A 21,869-nucleotide genomic window follows, 5' to 3' on the forward strand; every position below is an offset into this window, starting at 1 on the left:
AGCGTCGCCGGACAGGAGGGAACCCCCGTTGAAGTTCGGACTTTTCCAGACTCCCTATACGCGCCCCGAGCGCAGTCCACGCCAGGCGTTCGACTGGGCCGTCGAACAGGCCGTCGCCGCCGAGAACGCGGGAATCTCGGAGTTCTGGGCCGGCCAGCACTTCACCCTCGCCTGGGAGGCGATCCCCAACCCCGAACTGGTGCTGGCGGCGGCGGCCCGGGAGACCAGCCGCATCATCCTCGCCCCCGGCGCCCATCTTCTGCCCTACTTCCACCCCGCCGGTCTGGCGGCCCAGACCTCGTGGCTCAGCCACATCGCCGAAGGCCGCTACATCCTCGGTGTCGCCACCGGCGTCAACCCCATCGACGCGCGGTTCCACGGCTTCAAGAACCGGGACGACAACCTCACGATGTCGATCGAGGCGCTCGACATCATGGAGAAGGTCTGGTCCGGCGAGCCGTTCGAGCACGAAGGCCGGTACTGGAGCGCGGCGTTCCCGGAGTCCGGGGGCGACCACCAGCTCCGCGACATGCGGCCGTACGGCGGCAAGATGACGATCGCCATGGCGGGCGCGAGCCCGAACTCGACCTCGGTCGAGGTGGCCGGCGCGCGCGGGCTGATCCCGATGTCGTTCGGCGGCAGCCCCGAACTCATCGCGAACCACTGGGAGACCTACCTCAAGGGCGCGCGTGCGGCCGGCCGCGAGGGCGAGCTGGACCGGAGCATCCACCACGCGGCCATGGAGGTCTTCGTGGCCGACACCGACGCCGAGGCCGAGCGGCTCGTGAAGGAGGGGCCGATCGGTCACGCCTGGCGCGAGCACCTCGTCCCCAACGAACAGGGACGCGCGCGCCGGGCCGGCATCGCCCCGATCTGGGACGCCAACGCCGGCATGGACGAGCTCATCCGCCACAAGATGGTCGTCGGCAGCCCTGACACGGTGGCCGAGAAGCTGAACGCGCTCGTCGAGAAGAGCGGCGGCTGGGGCACCACCCTGGTCTTCGGCCACGACTTCATCGACGACCCGGCGCCGTGGAACCACAGCCTGCAGCTGCTCGCCAACGAGGTCGCGCCCAAGGTCGCGACCTGCGCATGACCACACCGGCGCACAAAGGCGGCGGGCTTTCGGCGGCGAGCACCCTGGAGTTGGACGCCATCGAATCGGTGGACGAACGCGGACTGCGGACGGCCTTCAGCTGCTTCCCGAGCGGGGTGACGGCGCTGTGCGCGCTGGGTGAGGACGGACCCGACGGGATGGCGGCAAGCGCGTTCACCCCGGTCTCGCTGGAGCCGCCGCTGGTGTCGGTGTGCGTGCAGAAGTCCTCCCGTACCTGGCCGCGGTTGCGGCCGCGCACCCGCCTCGGCGTCAGCGTCCTGGCGGCGACGCAGGAGACCGCGTGCCGGTCCCTGTCCCGGAAGTCCGGCGACCGGTTCGACGGGGTCGCCTGGACGGCGGAACGGAGCGGCGCGGTCGTCATCACCGGCGCCGCGGCGTGGATGAGCTGTGTCATCGACAGAGAGATCGAGGCCGGCGACCACTACATCGTGCTGCTGCGCATTCTCGGGCTGCGCTGGGACCCGAGTGTTCCGCCCCTGGTGTTCCACAGCAGCCGGTTCCGCAGCCTGTCCGCACTCGCCGATCCGCGGTGACTCCCCCAGATGGTTTAGGAAACACAGAAATCGGAGTATGTGGTGTCGATCTCCACCAGTGACGACCGGCGAGAGTTCCCGGCGGTGACGGACGAGGAACTGGAGAAGCTCCGTTCGATGATCGGGCAGCCGGTCCGCAGCGACCGTCCGCACGTCGCCGAACTCACCCCGGACGCGATCCGGCACTACGCCTACGGGATCGGCGACCGCAACCCGCTGTGGACCGACCCGGGGTACGCCCCCGCGCACGGTCGCCCGCAGGGGGCGCCGCCGACCGCCCTGCTGGCCATGGACAAGGTGTTCAGCGGGTACGTGACGGGCCTGCCCGGCATCCACGCGATGTACGCCGGAGCCTCGTTCCGGTTCGAGCGCCCGATCGTCGCCGGTGACCGGCTCAGCGGGAACGCCTTCCTCGCCGAGCTGATCGAGCGTCCCAGCCGCTTCGCCGGCCGGTCCTGGCAGCAGATCTACGAGGTCCCGTTCACCGATCCCGACGGGAACCTGGTGTGCACCGGACGCTCGTACTGCTTCCGCATCGAACGCGACAGCGCGCGCGAGGCGAAGAAGTACGACGAGATCCAGGTGCGGTGGACGCCGGAGCAGATCGACGAGATCGCCCAGCGGTACCTGGACGAGGAGGCGCGGCGGCGCGGGAACGTTCCGCGTTTCGTGGAGGACGTCGCCGTCGGCGACCGGCTTCCCCAGATCACGAAGGGCCCCTACACCGCGACGACGGCGATCGCCTACCTGCTCGGGTGGGGAGGTCTCTACGTCCGTGCGCACGCCGACGCGTTCGACCTCTACCGCCGGCATCCGGCGCTCGCCATCCCGAACGAGTGGGGCGTGCCCGAGCCGCCGGAGCGCGTGCACTGGGATCCCGATCTCGCCCGCCGGGTCGGCGTGCCCGGCGCGTACGACTACGGGCCGGAGCGCGTGTCGTGGATGGGGCACGTCGTCACCGACTGGATGGGCGACGACGGTTTCCTGCGCACGCTCGACGTCCAGGTCCGGCGGCACAACGTGCTGGGCGAGCTGGTGACCTGCTGGGGCGAGGTGACCGAGGTGGACACGGCGACCAGGACCGTGACCGTCCAGCTCATGGCCACCAACCAGGACGGGCACGAGTCGGCGCGGGGAACCGCGGAGGTCGTGCTCCCCTCCTCGGCGGGGAGCGGGGCGTGACGCCGCTGGCTGCGGAGACGGCGGCCGAGGCCACGGACCGGTTCTCCTGGGACCGCCTGTGGGCGCTCTTCGACGGTGACGAGGACCGCCTCAACATCGCCCACGAGTGCCTCGACCGGCACGATCCCGCCGCGGTCGCCGCGCGCATCGTGTACGCGGACGGGACCAAGGAGGTCCTCACCTTCGGGACCCTCAGCCGGAGCACGGCGCGGTTCGCCCACTGGCTCACCGCGAACGGCGTCGGCAAGGGCGACCCGGTGGGTGTGATGATCGACCCGTCGCCGCGCTTCTACACGGCGCTGTTCGGGGTGATCAAGGCAGGGGCCGTGGCGGTTCCCCTCTACACCCTCTTCGGCCCGGACGCGATCAGGGACCGGGTGACCGACTGCGGCGCCCGGCTCGTCATCTGCGAGGACGCTCACGTCGAGCACGTGACGGCGGCGGGCGTGCGCGCGGTGAGCTTCGGCGACGCGCTCTGGGCGGAGCTGGCGAGCCTGCCGGAGGTGTTCGAGCCCGCCACCTCGGCGTCGGATCGCGCGGTGTTGCAGTACACCTCCGGCACCACCCGCCAGCTTCCCGACGCGGTCGTCCACGACCACCGGTCCATCGTGACGCTGGCGCGAGCCGGGCTGTACGCACTCGGCCTCGCGCCGGGCGACCGCTACTTCTGCCCGTCGTCACCGGCGTGGGGGCACGGGCTCTGGCATGGCACGATCGCGCCCTGGTCTCTCGGCATCGCGCTCGGCACGTACTCGGGGAAGTTCGCCGTGGACCGGTTCGTCGACGGCCTGAAGGACCTCGGCGTGACGAATCTGGCCGCCGCGAGCACCGTGTACCGGATGGTCCTGTCCAGCGGGCGGGCGCGGGAGCTCACCGGCCTCCGCAAGGCGTCGTACACGGGCGAGGAACTCGACGAGCACGCGCGGCACGCCTTCCAGCGGCAGGCCGGCGTCCCGGTCTGCGGCATGTACGGAACGACCGAGACCGGCGTGGTTCTGGTCAACTTCCCGGGTTTCCCCGACCACGAGCCCCGGGGAAACGCGCTCGGCAGGCCGATGCCCGGCTGCCGCCTGGCGGTGCTCGGCGACGACGGCGCACCGGTCGGGCCGGGAGTGAAGGGCGAGCTGGCGGTCTGGCGGCGGGGCGACTGGTTCCCCTCCAAGGACCTCACCTGGACCGACGAGGACGGCTACTTCTACTACGGCGGGCGGGCGGACGACGTGATCATCTCGGCGGGGTGGACCATCAGCCCGCTGGAGGTGGAGCGGGTGCTGCTCAAGCACCCGATGGTCGAGGAGGTCGCGGTCACCGGGATCCCCGACGGGACGCGCGGCCTGGCGGTGAAGGCCTGGATCGTGACGGGCGCCGCCGCGGGGCGACGGGAGCGGCTGACCCCCGAGTTGCAGGCGCTCGTGAAGGAGGATCTGAGCCCGCACGAGTACCCGCGCTCGATCGAGTACGTGCCGTCCCTGCCGAAGACACCCAACGGCAAGGTCGATCGACGCGCGCTGCGCGCGGGCTGAGCGCGAACCTGATGAGTGCGGATCCACCCGCGTCCCCGCGGCGGGCGCTCGACGGCATCCGGGTTCTCGACCTCTCCAGGGTCCTGGCCGGTCCGTACTGCTGCCAGCTGCTCGGCGATCACGGCGCGGACGTCATCAAGATCGAATCTCCCGGGGGCGACGACACGCGCACGTTCGGCCCGCCCTACGTGGCGAACGGCGCGAGCGCGTACTACACGGGCATCAACCGCAACAAGCGGAACCTGTGCCTGGATCTGTCCACGCCACGCGGCCAGTCGGTGCTGCGCGAGCTCCTCGCCCACACCGACGTGATCGTCGAGAACTTCAAGCCGGGGACGATGGAACGCTGGGGCCTGGGCTTCGAGGAGCACCTGGCGCCCGCCTTCCCGCGTCTCGTGCACTGCCGGATCACGGGGTACGGGGTCACGGGGCCGCTCGGCGGCCGCCCGGGTTACGACGCGGTACTGCAGGCCTACTCCGGTCTGATGAGTATCAACGGGCAACCCGACGGGGCGCCCGTCCGCCTCGGGGTTCCCGTGGTGGACCTGGTCACCGGCCTGCACGCGTTCGGCGGGATCATGCTCGCGCTGCACGAGCGCGCCTCCTCCGGCCGGGGCCAGCTCGTGGACTGCGCGCTCCTCGACACGGCCCTGAGCCTGCTGCACCCCCACTCGGCGTCCTGGCTCGCCGACGGCCGCGTCCCGCGCCGCACCGGCTCGGCGCACCCGACCGTCGCCCCCTACGACAGCTTCACCACCGCGACCGGCCCGATCTTCATCGGCGCGGGCAACGACCGGCAGTTCCGCGACCTCGTCCACGTCGCCGGCCGGCCCGAACTCGCCGACGACGTCCGCTTCGCGACCAACCGCGATCGCGTGGTCAACGTCGGGGCGCTCACCGCGGAGCTCGGCGCCGTCTTCGCGTCCTGGGACAGGGACGAGCTCGCCGACCGGTTGCTGCGGGTGGGCGTGCCGGCGGCGCCCGTCAACGACGTCGCGGCGGCGCTCTCGTCCGCGCAGGCCGAACACCGCGAGATGGTGGTCAGGCTGGGGGAATACACCGGCGTGGGGATCCCTCTCAAACTGTCCGCGACCCCCGGCTCGGTGGCGCGGCCGCCCGCGGCGCTCGGGGAGCACACCCGGGAGGTGCTCCGGGCCTTCGGCCACGACGACGCCGAGATCGAGCGGTTGATCGATGACGGAGTCGCCTTCGCCGGCGACGACCCGGCGATCACGCGCGCACCGCGTCGCGGTTAGCGCTCCCCCTCCTCCGGCACACCGAGTTCGGCGCGCAGCCGTGCGCTGTCGCCGTCCAGGACGGGCGCCGGCCCAAGGCGCGGGCTCCCGCTGCGCGAGAACCGGAACGGCGCCCGCGCCTGGCGCAGCTTCCCGGCCTCGGGATGCGCGACCTCCTCCAGGAAGCCGGTCTCCTGGAGGTGCGGATCCTCGAACAGGTCCTCGATCGTGTTGACGTGCATCGCGGGCACCCCCGCGCCCTGGAGGCCCCCGAGCAGCTCATCCGTGGGCCTGCGGGCGATCTCCTCGGACATCCACCGGTACAGCTCGTCGATGTTGGCGGTCCGCGCGGAGATCGTCGCGAACCGCGGGTCGGCGCCGAGATCCTCCCCGCCGAGCACGCGGAACACGCTGCGCCAGTGGGCGTCGGTGCTGGGGAGGATGCTGATGAGCCCGTCGGCCGTCCGCATCGGACGCCGATGGGGCGAGTTCGTCCGCGCGTAGCCGGCGGCGCCCCGCGGCGGATCGTAGATGTGCCCGCCCTGCTGCTCGACCAGCAGGAACTGGACCATCGTCTCGAACATGGGGACTTCGATGTACTGCCCCACGCCGGAACGCTCGCGCTCGTAGAGGGCGGCGCAGACGGCGCCGACGGCGAGCACGCCGGTGACCTTGTCGGTGAGCGGGGTGCGGACGTACTGGTCAGGACCGTCGCCGCTCTGGTGCGCCGCGACACCGGACACGCCCTGGATGACGTCGTCATAGGCGGGAAGCGGGCCGTAGCGGCCGGTCGCGCCGAACCCGTTCATGCCGCACACGATGATGCGGGGATTGACCGCGGCGAGCGAGTCGTAGTCGAGGCCCAGGCGCTGCTCGGAGCCGGCCGGCCGGTTGTGCGCCACCACGTCGGCGGCGGCCACCAGGCGGAGGAAGACCTCGTGGTCTCGGGGGTCCCGCAGGTTGAGGGCGATCGACTCCTTGCCGCGGTTGGTGTTGAGGTAGATCGGCCCGAGACCCGGGCTGTGGCGGTCGTCGATGGCGCGCGAGATGTCCCCCTCCGGGGGCTCCACCTTGATCACCCGCGCGCCGAGTTCGCCGAGCAGCAACGTGGCGTACGGTCCCATGAGCATGTTCGTGGTGTCGAGCACGGTCACGCCCGCCAGGGGGCCCGGGCCGCTCACGCGGTGCCCTCCGCCGGCGCGCACCGCATCAGCGCCGACCGGTACGCCCGGCAGACGAGCTCGTCGCGCTGGTTGAAGCCGTCGTGCCGGAACTCCACGATCCCGGCGTCGGGCCGCGACCTTGATCTCCGTGCCTTCGTCACCTCGCTGACGACGTGGATGGTGTCCCCCGCGAAGACCGGCCGAGGGAACTCGATCGAGCCGAAGCCGAGGTTCGCGACGGTCGTGCCGAGGGTGAGCTCGGCGACCGTGATCCCGACGACGGTGCTCATGGTGAGCAGGGAGTTGACGAGCGGCTTGCCGAACTCCGTGGTGGCCGCGAACTCCGCGTCGAGATGGAGCGGCTGGGGGTTCATCGTCATCGTCGTGAACAGGACGTTGTCGGACTCGGTGAGCGTCCTGGTGATGGCGTGCCGCGTGAGGGTGCCGACGGGAAGCTCCTCGAACCAGGAGCCGAAACGCCGCCCTGTCATGATGCCCCTTCCAGTGCTTCGCGATGTTCCGGCGCGGCCACCGCGATGAGTTCCCGCCGCCGCTCCCTGCTGGTGCGCCCGCGCAGCCAGGCGACGCCGTGCTCGGTCACGACCGCGTCCACGCTGTGGTGCGGGGCCGTAACGGCATCAGCAGGCTGGTGCGCCGGCACGATGGTGGAGACGCCGTTCCTGGTCGTCGACCTGAGTGCGATGACGCGAAGGCCGCCCGGCGACAGGTGCGCCCCTTCGGAGAAGTCGGCGCTCCCACCGACGCCCGCGATCACGGCGCCCCCCACCGACTCCGACACGACCTGCCCGCGCAGGTCCACCGCGACAGCGGAGTTCACCGACACGAGCGTCGGCACGCCGGCCAGCACCGCCGGGTGGTGGAGCTGCTGCGAGCTGCACATCTCGATCATCGCATTGTCGTCCGCCCAGGCCATGAAGGGTGGGCCGCCCATCAGCTCCACGGCGCGGACGGGGCCGCGCCCGGAGGCCGTGACGGCTTCGACGAGCGGGATCATCGGCGTGGTCACCAGGCCGAGCAGGCCGAGCGACCGCGCGGCCGCGATCGGCGCGAGTTCCTCGGCGAGCCCTTCGGTTACCGAGCCGATGCCGAGCTGCACGGTCGCGCCTTCGGGAAGCAGTTCCACCACATTTCTGGCGACGGTGCGCGAGACCGGATCCGGCTGCGCCGGGGCGTACTCGGCCATCGGCGTCTCCGACCGTACGAACCTGTCGATACGCGAGACGTGCACCGAGCTGGAACCCCGGGTACGCGGCACGTCGGGCGAGACCTCGGCGATGACGAGCGCGGCGTGCTCGGCGGCTTCGGCGGCGAAGCTCGTGGACGGGCCGAGACTGCAGTAACCGTCGGCGTCGGGCGGGCCGACCCGGATGAGGGCGATGTCGGCACCGCGAAGCACCGTGTCCGGGACGTCGAGCAGGCGGAGCGGGAGATAGTCGATCAGTCCCTCCCGGTGGAGGCTGCGCAGGGCGCCGTGCACGTGCCAGCTGCGCAGGCTCAGCCCTCCTGATCTGATGGCGGCTTCCAGAGGCGGATCGCCGAACAGGAGACCGGCGGTGAGGGTGACGCCTCCCGCCCGCTCGGCATGGTCCGCCAGTGCGGCCAGCAACGTGAGCGGGGTCCCGCAGGCATTGCCCACGACGACCCGGGCGCGGGCCGGCGTGCCGTGGAAGACGTCGTCGCGGTCCGTCAAGATCATGAAGTCCCGCCTTCCTAAATATGCGGATATTTACTATGCTAACGATCAGAACATCAGGGCGTCTAGACCATATGAGCCGAAATATCCGCATAGTTGAAGCCCAAGACGGCGCTGATCGCGCCGGTTGGCGAAAGGATGGTCATGGACTTCCGAGAGCCGGAACACCTCACGGCGATCCGCGGCGCCATCCGGGACCTCTGCGGCGACTTCGGCGACGAGTACTGGCGCCGGCACGAGCGTTCCCACGAGTTTCCGTGGCGGTTCTACGAGGCGATGGCCGAGGCGGGCTGGGTCGGCGTCGCCATTCCCGAGGAGTTCGGGGGCGGCGGTGGCGGCATCACCGAGGCGTCCGTGGTCCTGGAGGAGGTGGCGGCGTCCGGCGCCGCGATGAACGGCGCGAGCGCCCTGCACATCTCGATCTTCGGGATGAACCCGGTCGTCGCGCACGGCTCCGACGCGATGAAGCGGAAGTACCTGCCCCCGGTCGCCACCGGCGAACTCCACGTGGCGTTCGGGGTCACCGAGCCGGACGCCGGGACCGACACGCCCTCGATCACCACCCGCGCGGTGCGCGACGGCGACCACTACGTGGTCCACGGTCAGAAGGTCTGGACCACGAAGGCGCACCTCGCCCAGAAGGTCCTGCTCCTGACGAGGACCACACCGCTACCGGACGTCGCCAGGCGTACGGACGGCATGACGCTCCTGCTGGCCGACCTCCAGGTGCCAGAAGTGGACATCAGGCTGATCGACAAGATCGGGCGGAACGCGGTCGGCTCGTGCGAGACGCGCTACGACGGGCTCCGGGTTGACGTGGCGGACCGCGTCGGCGAGGAGGGCCACGGCTTCAGGTACATCCTGGACGGCCTCAACCCGGAGCGCATCCTCATCGCGGCGGAAGCGGTCGGCATCGGCAAGGTGGCGCTGCGGCGCGCCACCCGGTACGCCAAGGAGCGGACGGTGTTCGGACGGCCGATCGGCAAGAACCAGGGCGTCGCCTTCCCGCTCGCCGAGGCCCACATGCGCCTGGCGGCGGCCGAACTGGCGGTGCGCGAGGCGTCCTGGCGCTACGACCACGGCCTCCCCTGCGGTGAGCAGGCCAACACCGCCAAGTTCCTCGCCTCGGAGGCGGCGTTCTACGCGGCCGACTGCGCGATGCAGACCTTCGGCGGGTTCGCATACGCGGACGAATACGACGTCGGCCGGTACTGGGTGGAGTCCCGGATCATGAAGAGCGCGCCCGTGCCCCAGCAGATGGTCCTCAACTTCATCGCTGAGCACGTGCTCGGCCTGCCGAGGTCATACTGAGTGACCGTCACGATCGCCGCGCCGAGGAGTTCCCACATGGACGAGCCGCCCCAGCCGACCTCCCCCCGCGGGGGCTTGCTGCGCAAGCCCAGCCTCCTGGCGGAGTCCATCGCGGGCGGCATCCTCGGCTCCGGTCTGAAGCCCGGCGACCGGTTGCCCGTCGAGGCCGAGATGGTCGCCCGCTACGGCGTCGGGCGGGCATCGCTGCGGGAGGCGCTGCGGATCCTGGAGGCACAGGGCGTGATCGAGATCCGGGTGGGCGCCGGCGGCGGGGCGTTCGTGGCGCGCCCGCAGCCCCAGGGGCTGGCCCGGCCGCTGTCGATTCTCTTCCGGATGAGCGACGTCGGCCTCCGGGAGGTGCTGGAGGCCCGTCTGATCATCGAACCGGTCCTCGCCGCCCAGGCCGCGAGCCGTCCGAGCCCGGACCGTATCGAGGCGCTGAGGCGGAACAACGAACTGCTCGAGACGTGCCCACGGGGAAGCGAGGAGTGGCGGCGGCTGAACCGCGAGTTCCACACACTGCTGTCGGAGTCCGGTCACAACCGCCCGCTCGCCATGCTCTGGCAGGCGCTGAGTACGATCGCGGACGGCCACGACGCGGGCGTCCGGTTCCCCCCACAGTCCATGGACGAGGCGGTCGCGGCGCACCGCAAGATCCTCATGGCCATCGAGTCACACGACGTCAACGCCGCACACCAGGCGATGACGGCGCATCTGCAGGCGACGGTCGACCACGTGGTGCGCTACTACCCGCATCTGCTGGACGAGCCGCTCGTCGTGGTGCCGGAACGGGGATAGCGGCCGGCGCCTGTCCTGGCGCCGGTGAGCGATCCGAGACAAGCAAGGAGAAACGCGGGTGAGACAGCCACAGCTGGAGCGCCAGGGAGGGTTGCCCTCCTCAGTGACGATCTACGAGGTCGGACCGCGAGACGGTCTGCAGAACGAGCCCGCCACGCTCCCGACCGAGGTCAAGGTCGAGTTCATCGAACGTCTCGTGGCGGCCGGCCTGCCGGTCATCGAGGTCACGAGCTTCGTCCACCCCAAGTGGGTCCCGCAGCTGGCCGACGCGAGCGAGGTGCTTGATCGGATCGACCCGGCCGGTCAGGTGCGGATGCCGGTGCTCGTCCCCAACGACCGGGGCCTCGACCGCGCCCTCGAGGCCGGTGTGCGATCCATCGCGATCTTCGGAAGCGCCACGGAGAGCTTCGCCCGCAAGAACCTCAACCGCAGCGTCGACGAACAGTTCGCGATGTTCGAGCCGACGGTGCGCCGGGCTCGTGACCACGGGCTGGACGTACGCGCCTACGTCTCGATGTGCTTCGGCGATCCCTGGGAGGGCGACGTCCCGGTGGAGCAGGTCGTCTCGATCGGCAAACGCCTGTACGACCTGGGCGCCTCGGAGCTGTCGATCGGCGACACGATCGGCGTCGCGACACCCGGACACGTCCGGGCGCTGCTGGCGGGCTTCGCGGACGCCGGCCTGGGGGTCGAGCACCTCGCCGTGCACTTCCACGACACCTACGGCCAGGCGCTCTCCAACGCGTACGCGGCGCTCGAAGCCGGCGTGCGGACCTTCGACGCCTCGGCGGGCGGGCTCGGCGGATGCCCGTACTCGCCGGGCGCGACGGGGAACCTGGCCACCGAGGACCTGGTCTGGATGCTGCACGGCCTGGGCATCGAGACCGGCGTGGACCTGGCGTCGGTGGTGCGGACCAGCCGGTGGCTGGCGGACCTGATGGGGCGGCCGTCGACGTCGCGCGTCGTGCGGGCACTCTCGGCCGGGACGAGCTCCTGACCTGTGGCGGCCGGGTCGCGCACGCGATCCCGGCCGCCACACCTGGTCAGCTCCCGTAGAGCTCGTGCCACTTGGCCGCGTACTCCCCGGCCCACTTGGCGTCCAGGGCGCGATCGAGGTTGGTGAAGACGATCTTGGAGTCGCCGCCCAGGGTCTGCGGGGCGACGCTCTTGAGCGGGCTGGACCCGTTCTTCGCCGCCGCCAGCTGGCCCTCGGGCGAGACGAAGAAGTCCATGAACAGCTGCGCGGCGTTCGGGTGGTGGGCGGACTTCACGATGAAGAACATGTTCTGGGCGGCCCAGACCGGGCTCGGCACCGCGTAGTCGACCGGCGCCCCCTTCTCCTTCAGCGCGATCATGTCGGTCGCCGACACGAAGCTCCCCACGGCGACCTCACCGGCGGCGAGCGCCTCCTGGAGCGCGGACGCGCTCGGGTAGACCTTGGGCTTCTGCGCGGCCAGCGCCTTGACGTAGTCCTTGTTGAAGTTCTCCTCGACGAACGCCCAGTGGTCGGCGTGGAGCGCGGGCTCGGGCTTGACGACCCCGATCGCGCCGTTGCCCAGGCGTGGGTCGAGCAGGTCGTCGTACGTGGTGATCTTGTCCTGGAACAGCGAGGTGTTCCAGCCCAGGACGAGCAGCCCGAGCGGGGCCGCGACGATCCGGCCGTCGATCAGATACCCGCTCTCGGTCCACTCCGGCGCCTCGAACGAGGGACCGATGAAGTCCGCGAACCAGCCCTGCTTCGCCTTGTCGAAGATCCAGTCGTACCCGACGGAGGTGACGACGTCACCCCCCTGGGCGCCGGACCCGCGCTCGGCCTCCAGCGCGGAGTTCATCTCGGCGGTGGAGATGGTGCGGATCTCGACCGTGATCTCGGGATACTTCGCCTCGAACGCCGCCTTCAGCGCCTCCCTGGCCGATGAGGGCGCGACCGAGTACCACGTGACGTGCCCTTCCTTCTTGGCGGCCTCGACCACTGTCGCCCAGTCGGCGCCGGCGCTCGGCGCCGCCGGTGCGGATGTCGTCGCGCCGTCGTCGCCGCCGCAGCCGGCGACCAGGGAGAGCGCGAGCACGACGGCCGCCGCGCCTGTCCATGATCTCTTCACATTGATCTTCTTTCTGATCACCTGGTGGTACGCGGCACTCACCCCGTGGTGAGTGCCAGGGGATGGGAGAACTTGAAAGGACGCCGGTCGCGGCGTCAGAGGCGGTCGAGGGTGGTCTGCCGGCCGCCGATCGCGACCGCGGCGACGAGGCCGACCGCGGTCACCGCCGACATGATCACGCTGACCGTGGCCACCATGGGGTAGGAGCCGCGCGACCACTGGTCGTACAGCAGCGTCCCGAGCACCTGGGTGCGGGTGGACCGCACGAACAGCGACGCCGCGAACTCGTGGGTCAGGATGACGAACATGAGCACGCTCGCGCCCGCCAGCGCGCCCCGCATCATCGGGATCACCACGCCCAGGTGCGTCCGGAGCGGGCCGGCCCCGCTCGCCCGCGCCGCGTCCTCGTACGCCGTGCCGATGGCCATCCGCGCGGTGAGCTGCATGCGCACCGTGAACGGAAGCACGAGCACCACGTACGTGATGACGATGAGCAGGTGGGTGCCGTAGAGCACGAACGGCTGGCCCAGGTAGACGTAGAGGAAGCCCACACCGAAGACGACCGCCGGCACCCCGAGCGGAATCTGGACGATCACGTCGAGCACGGCGCGGACGGCCGGATTGCCGCGCCGCCGGTAGAGGACCTCGGTCAGCAGGTAGCCGAGGGGCAGCGCGATGGCGATCGCCCCCACCGACGTGGTGACACTGGTGACCAGCGCGTTGACGATGCCCGGATCGTTGAGGGCCCGCTCGAAGTTCCGCAGCGTGAGCAGGCCGAGGTCGATCTTCCCGGTCCAGTACGGCGAGAACGCCACCAGGAAGAGCGCGGCGAACGGAAGGACGAGGGTGAGGAAGCCGTAGGCGACGATGACGGGCGCGGCCAGTCGCGAGGCCTTCAGCGGCCGGGACGCCCCCTTCGCACCCGCGCTGATGAAGCGGAAGTCCTGCCGCAGCAGCAGCCGCTGGGCCACGATGAAGGCGATGCCGGTGATCAGCAGCGGCGAGGCGACGGCCGCGGCCATCGCGTAGTCGGTCGGCGCCTCCCCGCCGAACCGGTAGACCTCGCTGGCGAGCACCCGGATGCCCTCTCGCGCCCCCAGGAACTGGGGCGCCGTCAGTTGCCCGAGGCCGAGCAGCATCGCGAACGCGCCCGCGTAGACGAGCGCGGGTCGCAGCAGCGGCACCACGACGGAGAGGAACGCGCGGACGGGCGACGCGCCGGCCACCGAGGCCGCCTCGATGCTCTCGTAGTTCAGCTGCCGCAGGCCGGACTGCACGAAGAGGTAGATCAGCGGGGTGAGCTGGAGACCGGTGACGATGACGACGCCGGGGACGGTGTAGATGTTCAGCGGCCCGCTCGGCAGCCCGACCTCCGGCGTGGGCACGTCGATGAACGGCAACGCGCGCAGGGCGATGTTCACGTACCCCACCTGCGGTGAGAGCAGGAAGGCCCAGCCGACCACGACGGCGACGGCGGGCAGGACCATGGGCAGGATCGGGATCGCCGACAGCCAGGAGACCCGCTGCGGCAGCCGCATCGCGAACCAGGCGAGCATCGTGCCCGCGACGAGCGAGATGACCAGGGAGCCCAGCCCGAGCGCGACCGTCGTGAGAATGGTCGTCCCCAGGTCGGGCAGGGCGATCGCCTCCCGGAAGGCGTGACCGCCGTCCGCCAGGGCCAGGTACAGCAGCCGGGCCAGCGGGAAGAGGACGAGGTAGGACAGGATCAACGCCAGCCCGACGGACAGTCCGTGGCGGCGCATCCAGTCGCCCGTTCGGCGTCCGACCTTGGGACGGTTCCCCGCCTGGGTGGACGAGCACGCGGAGTCGTTGCCGGGATCCGGCGTCACGGCCTCCTGGCCGACCCGCAGATTGGTGCTCACGTGCGACGCTCCGCTTGGTTTCGGGGGCTAGCCGCCCGGTGTGGCATACATCACGGGCCGTACGATAGTAATCTTTAAACAGACATGTCAACGAAACGGTCTCGTAACCCACCAAGCATGGCGACAGGCTGGGATACAGCGCCCGATTGCTTGAACTTCATTCCAATCTTTGTATACTTGCGGCCGTTGGTCGCCGCTGTTGGACCCCCCGGGAGGCACGTGTGGACGCCGTGTTCGAGAACGTAACCCTGTCAGCCTTGACGACCGAGGTCCGCACGGCAGGCGACGGGCCGGCCCTCCTCCTGATCCAGGGGCTCGGCACCGACCACCGCGCCTGGGACCCGGTCGTCGCGCACCTGGCGCCGCACCTGCGGTGCATCACCTACGACAACCGCGGCGTGGGCGCCGCCTCCCCCGCCCACCCGTCGCTGACCGTCGAGGAACTCGCGGACGACGCGGCGGAGCTGATCCGGTCCCTGGGCGACGAGCCGCTCCACGTCGCCGGCGTCTCGCTGGGCGGCGCGATCGCGATGAACCTCGCGTCGCGCTACCCGGAACTCGTCCGGAGCCTGGCGCTGCACTCCGCCGCGGCCTACCCGGACGCACGGACGACCGCCGTTCTCAACTACCGGAAGAAGATCCTCGAACACGGCCTGGCCGCGGACTTCCTCCGTCCGTTCGTGGCGCTGTGGGGGTGGAGCCCGGACCACATGACCGGCGACCTGCCCGAGGGCGCCGCGGAGATCACCGCGATGGCGGAGAGCAACTACGCGGCGCACCTGCACGCCGCGTCATCCCGCGCCATGTCCGACGAAGAACTCGGCAAGATCTCAAGCCCGACGCTGATCACGGTGGGCACCGAGGACATCCTCACCACGCCGGACCGCGCCGCCCACCTGCACCGCGCGATCCCGGACTCCCGGCTGGTCACCATCGAGGGCGGCGGGCACGCCTACTACGCCGAGGTCCCCCAGCTCTTCGCGTCCGTGCAGCTGGGCTGGGTCCTCACCCACGCGTGAAGGGCAGACCTCCGATGGCAACGGGCATCACCGTGTCGAACCTGACGAAACGGTTCGGGACCACCACCGTCACCAAGCAGCTCGACCTCGAAGTCGCCGAGGGCGAGATCCTGGTCCTGCTCGGGTCCAGCGGCTGCGGGAAGACCACGACCCTGCGTTGCCTGGCCGGGCTGGAAACCCCCGACGAAGGCACGATCAGGTTCCAGGACAAGGCCGTCTTCGACAGCGGCAGCCGCCTGAACGTCCCCACCCACAAGCGGAACATCGGCATGGTCTTCCAGTCGTACGCGCTGTGGCCGCACATGACCGTCCGCCAGAACATCGCCTACCCCCTCAAGGTCAGGGGCCTGCGGCAGGCGGTCGCGGACGGGTGGGTGGACCGCGCCGCGGACCTGGTCCACTGCGGCGACCTGCTGGACCGCTACCCGGCGCAGCTGAGCGGCGGACAGCAGCAGCGGATCGCGCTGGCGCGCGGGCTCGTCGCGCGTCCGGAGCTCGTCCTGCTCGACGAGCCGCTCAGCAACCTCGACGCCAAGCTGCGCGAGCAGGTCAGGACCGAGATCCGCGAGCTGCACCAGGAACTCGGGTTCACCGCGGTGCTGGTCACCCACGACCAGGACGAGGCGCTCGCCCTCGGCGACCGGATCGCCATCATGCGGGACGGCAAGATCGAACAGTGCGCCCCGCCGGACCGCGTCTTCACCGAGCCGGCGACGGAGTACGTCGCCTCGTTCATCGGCATGTCCAACCGCATCGAGTGGACCCGCGCCGACGGCGGCTGGCGTTGCGAGACGGGCGGCCGGCTCGGGCTCCGCGATCTCGGCGAGGTGGCCGACGACAAGGTCGTCTCGCGGATCCGCCCCGAGGACATGCGCATCCACCGGTCGAGGCCGGTCGAGGCCGGTCACTCCGTCGTGTTCGACGCCACCCTGGTGACCGCCGCGTACGGCGGCCGGCATGTCGACGTCACGGTCCAGGCCGGCGCGGCGCGCCTGCACGTCCGGGCCGGATCGGGAGACGAGGACGCGTGGATCCGCACACTGTCACCGGGGTCGCCGCTCGTCGTCAGCACGCCGCTGGCGAGCCTGCACACCTACCCGGCATAGGCACGCGGTCAGCCGACGACGCTCGTGTGGTTGGTCGGGCTCACGTTGGTGAGAATGATCCGGCGGCGCTCCCCCGTCGCGAGCACGTACTGCGGGTAGGCCTGCGCGTGCGCGCGGGCCAGGGTCATCGCGTGCGCGCTGTGCCCCTTCCGGATCGCGTCGACGATCTCCTCGTGGATCTCCAGCACCTTCTCCCGCTGTTCCACGGGAGGGTAGTTGTCGGTGGACGACACGGCGTTGGCCCAGGCCTGCTCCTGCATGGACCAGAGCATGGCCAGGGCCCCTACGGAGATCCGGATCGTGGCGTTGCCGCAGGAGTCGATGAGGGTCTCGTGGAACGCCCGGGAGTGGGCGGTGAACTCCGCGCCGTTGTCCAGGTGCTCGCGCTGCCGTTCGAGGTGCACCAGGAGCTGGGCGACCACGGCCTCCTCGCGGTCCTCCCGCTGCGCGGCGAGCCCAGCGCAGAGCGGTTCGATCTCCACCAGCGCGTCCGCGAGATCCTTGAGCGGCGCGTCCTCGAACTGGAGGAGCAGCGCCAGCGCGCTCGCGACGCCGCTGCGGTCCGGCGCGCGGACCTCGGCGCCGCCGATGTTCCCGCGGCGCACGGTGATCAGGCCGTCCGCCTCCAGAATGCGCAGCGCCTCGCGCAGCGGCGGCCGGCTGACGTTGAACTCGCGCATCAGGTCTTCCTGGCGGGGCAGCAGCGAGCCCTTGGGAAGCTCCCCGGCGAGGATACGGGCGCGTAGGATGTTCGCCACCATCTCGCCGATCGAGGGCTGGCTCATCTGCTGCTTCGCCCCGATACCCCTGGCCTTCATCGGCGATTAGCCTCCCCGTACGTGGTGGTGCACCAATCGATCGCAGGCATTCGCGACGCGCGCCAAGCCGTACGTGACCCGTGGGCCAGGGTACATGCCAGCAACTCGCGCCGTCCGCACTTCATTATATATTTGGTAATGATAGATGGTCCCGTGTTCGCTCGCACCCAAGCTTTCGGTGCTGCCGGGGATCCTTCAGGGGCATAATTGCACTAAATATGTACAGATCCATCGTGCCACTGCCGCTGAACGGCAAGGCTGAGCCCGTCTGAGTGTATAAACTTTGATGCAACTCGGGCGGGCGACGGCTGTCAGCCATCACCCGCCCGGAGGACGACGATCAGGGATAGAGCTAGTCGTTGAGGTGCTGCCGGAGGTAGGACTCCACCTGGTCCAGGGCCACCCGCTCCTGCGCCATGGTGTCACGTTCCCGGATGGTGACCGCGTGGTCCTCAAGGGTGTCGAAGTCCACCGTGATCGCGAAGGGGGTGCCGATCTCGTCCTGGCGGCGGTAGCGGCGGCCGATCGCGCCGGCGTCGTCGAAGTCCACGTTCCACCGGCGGCGCAGCTGGGCGGCCAGGTCGCGGGCCTTTGGGGACAGGTCGGCGTTGCGGGAGAGCGGGAGGACCGCCACCTTGACCGGCGCGAGCCGGTGGTCCAGACGCATCACCGTGCGCTCCTCCATCACGCCCTTGGCGTTGGGGGCCTGGTCCACCGTGTACGCGTCGAGCAGGAAGGTCAGCGCGGCCCGGTCCACACCGGCGGCCGGCTCGATCACGAACGGCACGTACCGCTCGCCGGTCTCCTGCTCGAAGAAGGACAGGTCGGTGCCGGACGCCTTGCCGTGCGCGGTGAGGTCGAAGTCGGTGCGGTTGGCGATGCCCTCCAGCTCACCCCACTCGCCCCCGGCGAAGTTGAACCGGTACTCGATGTCCACTGTGCGCTTGGAGTAGTGCGACAACTTCTCCTTGGGGTGCTCGTAGAGCCGGAGGTTGTCCTTGGCGATGCCGAGGTCGACGTACCACCGCAGGCGCTCGTCGATCCAGTACTGGTGCCACTCCTCGTCGGTGCCCGGCTTGACGAAGAACTCCATCTCCATCTGCTCGAACTCGCGGGTACGGAAGATGAAGTTGCCCGGGGTGATCTCGTTGCGGAAGGACTTGCCCTGCTGGCCGATGCCGAACGGGATCTTCTTCCGGGCGGACTGCTGCACGTTCAGGTAGTTGATGAAGATGCCCTGCGCGGTCTCCGGGCGCAGGTAGGCCAGGCCCGACTCGTCCTCCACCGGACCCAGGTAGGTCTTCAGCAGGCCGCTGAACTGCTTGGGCTGGGTGAAGGCGCCCTTGGTGCCGCAGTTCACGCAGACCAGGTCGGCCAGGCCGTTCTCCGGGGCCTTGCCGTGCTTTTCGATGTAGGCCTCTTCCAGGTGGTCGGCCCGGTAGCGCTTGTGGCAGGACTGGCACTCGGTCAGCGGGTCGGTGAAGGTGTCCACGTGGCCGCTGGCCACCCAGACCTCGCGGGCCAGGATGACGCAGGAGTCCAGGCCCACGACGTCGTCGCGGCCCTGCACGACACTCTTCCACCACTCGCGCTTGACGTTGTTCTTCAGCTCGACCCCGAGCGGGCCGTAGTCCCAGGACGCGCGGAGCCCGCCATAGATCTCGCTCGACGGGTAGACGAGCCCGCGGCGTTTGGCGAGACTGACGATGGTTTCCATGACGTCGGTACGACGTGCCATGAGTGCGGCTCCATCCGGCTGGGTGTCGGCGCTGCGTTCGCTAGCTGAGACTGATATCCGCCAAGCTTAGGGGACGCGCGAGGTCACCCGCTCAGCCCTTGCCGTAGACCTGCTCGTACGCGCTCGGCTCGTTGATCATGAGGGTCATCAGCGGATATAACGCCATACGTCCGGCGGACAGAGCACGGCGGTAGAAACCCGCGCCCTCCCACTCACTGACCAGTGCCCACAGGTTGGGTTCGTCCACCGACCGGCTCACCTGGCCCCGGACGAAACCGGCCTGGGCGGCGAACAGGTCGAGGATCTCACGGGCCTGACCGGTGAAGGTGTCGGTCTGGGCCTCGGGCACCGAGTAGCGGATCACGGCCAGCACACTCCCAGCATCGCATCTCCCGGGTACTAGTCTCGAAGTCGTGCCCGAGACACCCAAACCGCGCCGCCCGGCCCATCCGCTGGCCCGGCAGCCACAACCCCGGCCGCGACAACAGCGCCAGCCCAAGCGCCCGCTGCCGGAGGGCGACAGCTTCTTCACGCCGGGCGCGGGCCGCCTGCGCAAGACGGTCGAGCAGCGCACCGCGACCCTGCTGGCCTTCCTCTTCCAGCTGCCGCGCTGGGTGGTGCCGGTGGTCATGGTGGTCCTGCTGCTGGTGGGCTTCGCGGTGGCCGACTGGCGCGGCGGGCTGGCGGTGCTGCCCGTGCTGGGCTTCGTGGTGTGGCTGGCGTACATGTCCTGGCCGTCACTGAAGGCGGGCGGGCGGCTCATGCGGGTGGCGCTGGCCACGTTCCTGCTGCTCGTGGCGTTGACACGGTTCGGGGTGTTCTAGGGCAGTTTTGACAACCGTTTTCATTTTCCGACATACTTGTCGGTGTGATGTCCCGTTTGTGCGCCCTGGCGGCTTCGATGGCCCTACTGTCCGTCTCCGCCTGCGGCGGCCCCTCCACAGCCGACTCGACGGACAACGGCACCTTCGCCGTGGCCGCCTCCTTCTATCCCCTCCAGTGGCTCGCCGAGCAGGTCGGGGGCCCCGACACGACCGTGGAGGGCCTCACCAAGCCCGGCGTCGAACCGCACGACCTCGAACTCACCCCGCGCCAGGTGGCCGACGTCGCCGACGCCGGCCTGGTCGTCTACATCAAGGGCGTACAGCCCGCCGTGGACGAGGCGGTCACCCAGCACGCCGCCGACAGGTCCTTCGACGCCGCCACCGCGGTCCCCACCCTCGCCGCCGAGGAACACGGCGAGGAGGAGCACGCCGACGAGCACGGCCACGCCGAGCTGCCCTACGACCCCCACTTGTGGCTGGACCCCAGCCGGTTCGCCACCGTGGCCACCAAGCTGGGCGAGCGGCTGGCCGCCGCCGACCCCGCGCACGCCGCCGCCTACCGGGACCGCGCCACCGCCATCGCCGCCGAGCTCACCACCCTGGACAAGGAGTTCCAGCAGGGCCTGGCCACCTGCCAGAGCCGGGTCATCGTGACCAGCCACGAGGCCTTCGGCTACCTCGCCGACCGCTACAGGCTCCAGCAGATCGGCGTCAGCGGCCTGGACCCCGACGCCGAGCCCACCCCCGCCCGCCTCGCCCAGGTGGCCGACGTCGCCAAGCGGGAGAAGGTGACTACCATCTTCACCGAGGAACTCGTCAGTCCCAAGGTGAGCGAGGTCCTCGCCCAGGAGGTCGGCGCCAAGACGGCGGTGCTCAATCCGCTGGAGAGCCAGCCCGCCGGTGGGGACTACCTGACCGCGATGCGGACCGACCTCACCACCCTGAGAGGCGCGCTCGGATGCACGTGACCGCACCCGCCGCGAGAAAGGCGGCGGTTGTGACCACCCCGTTCCGGATGACCGGCGGCCGGGTCACCCTGGACGGCCGGGAGGTGCTGCGCGGCATCGACCTGACCGTCACCGAGGGCGAGGTGGTGGCGGTACTCGGCGCCAACGGCTCCGGCAAGTCCACCCTGGTGCGCGCCCTGCTCGGCCTGCTCCCGCTGTCCGCGGGCACCGGCGAGCTGTACGGCGTGCCCCCCGCCCGCTTCCGCCAGTGGTGGCGGGTGGGCTACGTGCCCCAGCGCCTCTCGGTGGGCGGCGGGGTGCCCGCGACCGTCCGGGAGGTGGTCGCCTCCGGCCGGATCGCCCGGCAGTCCCGCCTCCGCCCGACCAGCGCCGCGGACCGGGCGGCCGTCGCCCACGCCCTGGCGGAGGTCGGCCTGAGCGACCGGGCCCGCGATCCCGTGCAGGCGCTCTCCGGCGGCCAGCAGCAGCGGGTGCTGATCGCCCGCGCGCTGGCCGGGGAACCCGACCTGTTCGTGCTGGACGAGCCCACCGCCGGGGTGGACGCGGACAGTCAGCGCATGCTCGCCCACACGCTCACCGGCCTGGTCCGGCAGGGCAGGACCGTGGTGCTGGTGGCGCACGAGCTGGGGCCGCTGGAGCCCCTGATCACTCGGGCCGTCGTGCTTCGCCACGGCGCGGTGGTGCACGACGGCCCGCCCCCGGCCGCGGTGGGCACGCACGCCCTGCCCGGCCACGACCACGTGCACCCGCACGCCCACGGGGAGGTCGAGGGACCGCTGCCCGGCTGGTCGGACGCCTCGCTCGGCTCCCGTACCGAGAACCTGGACCGGTAGAC

At 70.4% G+C, this 21,869-nt stretch carries 21 protein-coding genes; 13 read left to right on the forward strand and 8 right to left on the reverse strand.

What is annotated here, in order from left to right; genetic code table 11:
- Window positions 1-28: 28 nt before the first annotated feature.
- Genes KIP79_RS14245 through KIP79_RS14265 form a run of 5 tightly spaced genes read left to right on the forward strand, consistent with a single transcriptional unit; the run spans window position 29 to window position 5,611 of the window.
- Window positions 29-1,096 (forward strand): LLM class flavin-dependent oxidoreductase, encoded by a 1,068-nt coding sequence (locus KIP79_RS14245; protein WP_214105251.1) that lies wholly within the window; start codon window positions 29-31, stop codon window positions 1,094-1,096.
- Window positions 1,093-1,650 carry a flavin reductase family protein gene (locus KIP79_RS14250; protein ID WP_214105252.1) on the forward strand — a complete coding sequence of 186 codons (558 nt, stop codon included), beginning with the start codon at window positions 1,093-1,095 and terminating at the stop codon, window positions 1,648-1,650. The genes KIP79_RS14245 and KIP79_RS14250 overlap by 4 nt, the downstream gene beginning before the upstream one ends.
- Window positions 1,651-1,692: 42 nt before the next feature.
- A complete protein-coding gene (locus KIP79_RS14255) occupies window positions 1,693-2,832 on the forward strand; it encodes an FAS1-like dehydratase domain-containing protein (protein ID WP_214105253.1) in 1,140 nt (379 codons plus the stop codon).
- On the forward strand, window positions 2,829-4,355 hold the full coding sequence (locus tag KIP79_RS14260; RefSeq protein WP_214105254.1) for an acetate--CoA ligase: 1,527 nt from the start codon (window positions 2,829-2,831) through the stop codon (window positions 4,353-4,355). The genes KIP79_RS14255 and KIP79_RS14260 overlap by 4 nt, the downstream gene beginning before the upstream one ends.
- 11 nt (window positions 4,356-4,366) lie before the next feature.
- Window positions 4,367-5,611, forward strand: coding sequence for a CaiB/BaiF CoA transferase family protein (locus tag KIP79_RS14265; protein ID WP_214105255.1), 1,245 nt, complete (start codon window positions 4,367-4,369; stop codon window positions 5,609-5,611).
- Here KIP79_RS14265 and KIP79_RS14270 read toward each other — a convergent pair.
- From KIP79_RS14270 to KIP79_RS14280, 3 genes are read right to left on the reverse strand one after another with little or no spacing between them, the layout of a single operon-like run.
- On the reverse strand, window positions 5,608-6,771 hold the full coding sequence (locus tag KIP79_RS14270; protein ID WP_214105256.1) for a CaiB/BaiF CoA transferase family protein: 1,164 nt from the start codon (window positions 6,769-6,771) through the stop codon (window positions 5,608-5,610). The two genes, KIP79_RS14265 and KIP79_RS14270, sit on opposite strands and share 4 nt — an antisense overlap.
- Window positions 6,768-7,244 carry a MaoC family dehydratase gene (locus KIP79_RS14275; protein WP_214105257.1) on the reverse strand — a complete coding sequence of 159 codons (477 nt, stop codon included), beginning with the start codon at window positions 7,242-7,244 and terminating at the stop codon, window positions 6,768-6,770. The genes KIP79_RS14270 and KIP79_RS14275 overlap by 4 nt, the downstream gene beginning before the upstream one ends.
- On the reverse strand, window positions 7,241-8,470 hold the full coding sequence (locus KIP79_RS14280) for an acetyl-CoA hydrolase/transferase family protein (RefSeq protein ID WP_214105258.1): 1,230 nt from the start codon (window positions 8,468-8,470) through the stop codon (window positions 7,241-7,243). Before KIP79_RS14280 ends, KIP79_RS14275 begins: the two co-directional genes overlap by 4 nt.
- A gap of 141 nt (window positions 8,471-8,611) precedes the next feature.
- Here KIP79_RS14280 and KIP79_RS14285 point away from each other — a divergent pair, with 141 nt between their 5' ends.
- Genes KIP79_RS14285 through KIP79_RS14295 form a run of 3 tightly spaced genes read left to right on the forward strand, consistent with a single transcriptional unit; the run spans window position 8,612 to window position 11,573 of the window.
- A complete protein-coding gene (locus tag KIP79_RS14285) occupies window positions 8,612-9,778 on the forward strand; it encodes an acyl-CoA dehydrogenase family protein (RefSeq protein WP_214105259.1) in 1,167 nt (388 codons plus the stop codon).
- A 36-nt stretch (window positions 9,779-9,814) separates the two neighbouring features.
- Window positions 9,815-10,576 (forward strand): FadR/GntR family transcriptional regulator, encoded by a 762-nt coding sequence (locus tag KIP79_RS14290; protein ID WP_214105260.1) that lies wholly within the window; start codon window positions 9,815-9,817, stop codon window positions 10,574-10,576.
- A 58-nt stretch (window positions 10,577-10,634) separates the two neighbouring features.
- Window positions 10,635-11,573: a hydroxymethylglutaryl-CoA lyase gene (locus tag KIP79_RS14295; protein ID WP_308169721.1), complete on the forward strand. Its 939-nt coding sequence runs from the start codon at window positions 10,635-10,637 to the stop codon at window positions 11,571-11,573.
- Between the two features lie 46 nt (window positions 11,574-11,619).
- Here KIP79_RS14295 and KIP79_RS14300 read toward each other — a convergent pair whose 3' ends face one another.
- Both KIP79_RS14300 and KIP79_RS14305 read right to left on the reverse strand, forming a co-directional pair.
- A complete protein-coding gene (locus KIP79_RS14300) occupies window positions 11,620-12,678 on the reverse strand; it encodes an ABC transporter substrate-binding protein (protein WP_214105261.1) in 1,059 nt (352 codons plus the stop codon).
- 95 nt (window positions 12,679-12,773) lie between these two features.
- Window positions 12,774-14,561: an ABC transporter permease gene (locus KIP79_RS14305; protein ID WP_214105262.1), complete on the reverse strand. Its 1,788-nt coding sequence runs from the start codon at window positions 14,559-14,561 to the stop codon at window positions 12,774-12,776.
- Between the two features lie 257 nt (window positions 14,562-14,818).
- Between KIP79_RS14305 and KIP79_RS14310 the strand changes: the two genes are divergently transcribed.
- Complete coding sequence (locus KIP79_RS14310) at window positions 14,819-15,580, forward strand: alpha/beta fold hydrolase (protein ID WP_214105263.1); 762 nt, start codon at window positions 14,819-14,821, stop codon at window positions 15,578-15,580.
- Between the two features lie 14 nt (window positions 15,581-15,594).
- A complete protein-coding gene (locus tag KIP79_RS14315; RefSeq protein WP_214105264.1) occupies window positions 15,595-16,686 on the forward strand; it encodes an ABC transporter ATP-binding protein in 1,092 nt (363 codons plus the stop codon).
- Window positions 16,687-16,694: 8 nt separating this feature from the next.
- On the opposite strand, the gene KIP79_RS14320 is transcribed toward KIP79_RS14315, so the two are convergent.
- The 3 genes from KIP79_RS14320 to KIP79_RS14330 all read right to left on the reverse strand — a co-directional run bounded on the left by KIP79_RS14320 (window position 16,695) and on the right by KIP79_RS14330 (window position 19,615).
- On the reverse strand, window positions 16,695-17,504 hold the full coding sequence (locus tag KIP79_RS14320; RefSeq protein WP_214105265.1) for a FadR/GntR family transcriptional regulator: 810 nt from the start codon (window positions 17,502-17,504) through the stop codon (window positions 16,695-16,697).
- A 352-nt stretch (window positions 17,505-17,856) separates the two neighbouring features.
- The gene (locus KIP79_RS14325) at window positions 17,857-19,221 is read right to left on the reverse strand and encodes a glycine--tRNA ligase (protein ID WP_372453576.1); all 1,365 of its coding nucleotides are present in this window, start codon (window positions 19,219-19,221) and stop codon (window positions 17,857-17,859) included.
- 112 nt (window positions 19,222-19,333) lie between these two features.
- Entirely contained in the window at window positions 19,334-19,615 is a 282-nt protein-coding gene (locus KIP79_RS14330; protein WP_214105267.1) for an antibiotic biosynthesis monooxygenase family protein, read from the reverse strand.
- 40 nt (window positions 19,616-19,655) lie between these two features.
- Between KIP79_RS14330 and KIP79_RS14335 the strand changes: the two genes are divergently transcribed.
- Genes KIP79_RS14335 through KIP79_RS14345 form a run of 3 tightly spaced genes read left to right on the forward strand, consistent with a single transcriptional unit; the run spans window position 19,656 to window position 21,867 of the window.
- Window positions 19,656-20,066: a DUF6703 family protein gene (locus tag KIP79_RS14335; RefSeq protein ID WP_308169722.1), complete on the forward strand. Its 411-nt coding sequence runs from the start codon at window positions 19,656-19,658 to the stop codon at window positions 20,064-20,066.
- A 47-nt stretch (window positions 20,067-20,113) separates the two neighbouring features.
- Window positions 20,114-21,034 (forward strand): metal ABC transporter substrate-binding protein, encoded by a 921-nt coding sequence (locus KIP79_RS14340; protein WP_214105316.1) that lies wholly within the window; start codon window positions 20,114-20,116, stop codon window positions 21,032-21,034.
- Window positions 21,025-21,867, forward strand: a complete 843-nt coding sequence (locus KIP79_RS14345; protein WP_372453575.1) for a metal ABC transporter ATP-binding protein — start codon at window positions 21,025-21,027, stop codon at window positions 21,865-21,867. Before KIP79_RS14340 ends, KIP79_RS14345 begins: the two co-directional genes overlap by 10 nt.
- Window positions 21,868-21,869: the final 2 nt, after the last annotated feature.

Source organism: Acrocarpospora catenulata, from assembly GCF_018476525.1.
In the GTDB taxonomy this organism is placed as follows: Bacteria; Actinomycetota; Actinomycetes; order Streptosporangiales; family Streptosporangiaceae; genus Acrocarpospora; species Acrocarpospora catenulata.

Coding starts and splice junctions, on each gene's coding strand:
- KIP79_RS14250 (WP_214105252.1), top strand. CDS start 1,093: ATGACCACACCGGCGCACAAAGGCGGCGGGCTTTCGGCGGCGAGCACC.
- KIP79_RS14265 (WP_214105255.1), top strand. CDS start 4,367: ATGAGTGCGGATCCACCCGCGTCCCCGCGGCGGGCGCTCGACGGCATC.
- KIP79_RS14275 (WP_214105257.1), bottom strand. CDS start 7,244: ATGACAGGGCGGCGTTTCGGCTCCTGGTTCGAGGAGCTTCCCGTCGGC.
- KIP79_RS14280 (WP_214105258.1), bottom strand. CDS start 8,470: ATGATCTTGACGGACCGCGACGACGTCTTCCACGGCACGCCGGCCCGC.
- KIP79_RS14285 (WP_214105259.1), top strand. CDS start 8,612: ATGGACTTCCGAGAGCCGGAACACCTCACGGCGATCCGCGGCGCCATC.
- KIP79_RS14290 (WP_214105260.1), top strand. CDS start 9,815: ATGGACGAGCCGCCCCAGCCGACCTCCCCCCGCGGGGGCTTGCTGCGC.
- KIP79_RS14315 (WP_214105264.1), top strand. CDS start 15,595: ATGGCAACGGGCATCACCGTGTCGAACCTGACGAAACGGTTCGGGACC.
- KIP79_RS14320 (WP_214105265.1), bottom strand. CDS start 17,504: ATGAAGGCCAGGGGTATCGGGGCGAAGCAGCAGATGAGCCAGCCCTCG.
- KIP79_RS14325 (WP_372453576.1), bottom strand. CDS start 19,221: ATGGAAACCATCGTCAGTCTCGCCAAACGCCGCGGGCTCGTCTACCCG.
- KIP79_RS14340 (WP_214105316.1), top strand. CDS start 20,114: ATGTCCCGTTTGTGCGCCCTGGCGGCTTCGATGGCCCTACTGTCCGTC.
- KIP79_RS14345 (WP_372453575.1), top strand. CDS start 21,025: ATGCACGTGACCGCACCCGCCGCGAGAAAGGCGGCGGTTGTGACCACC.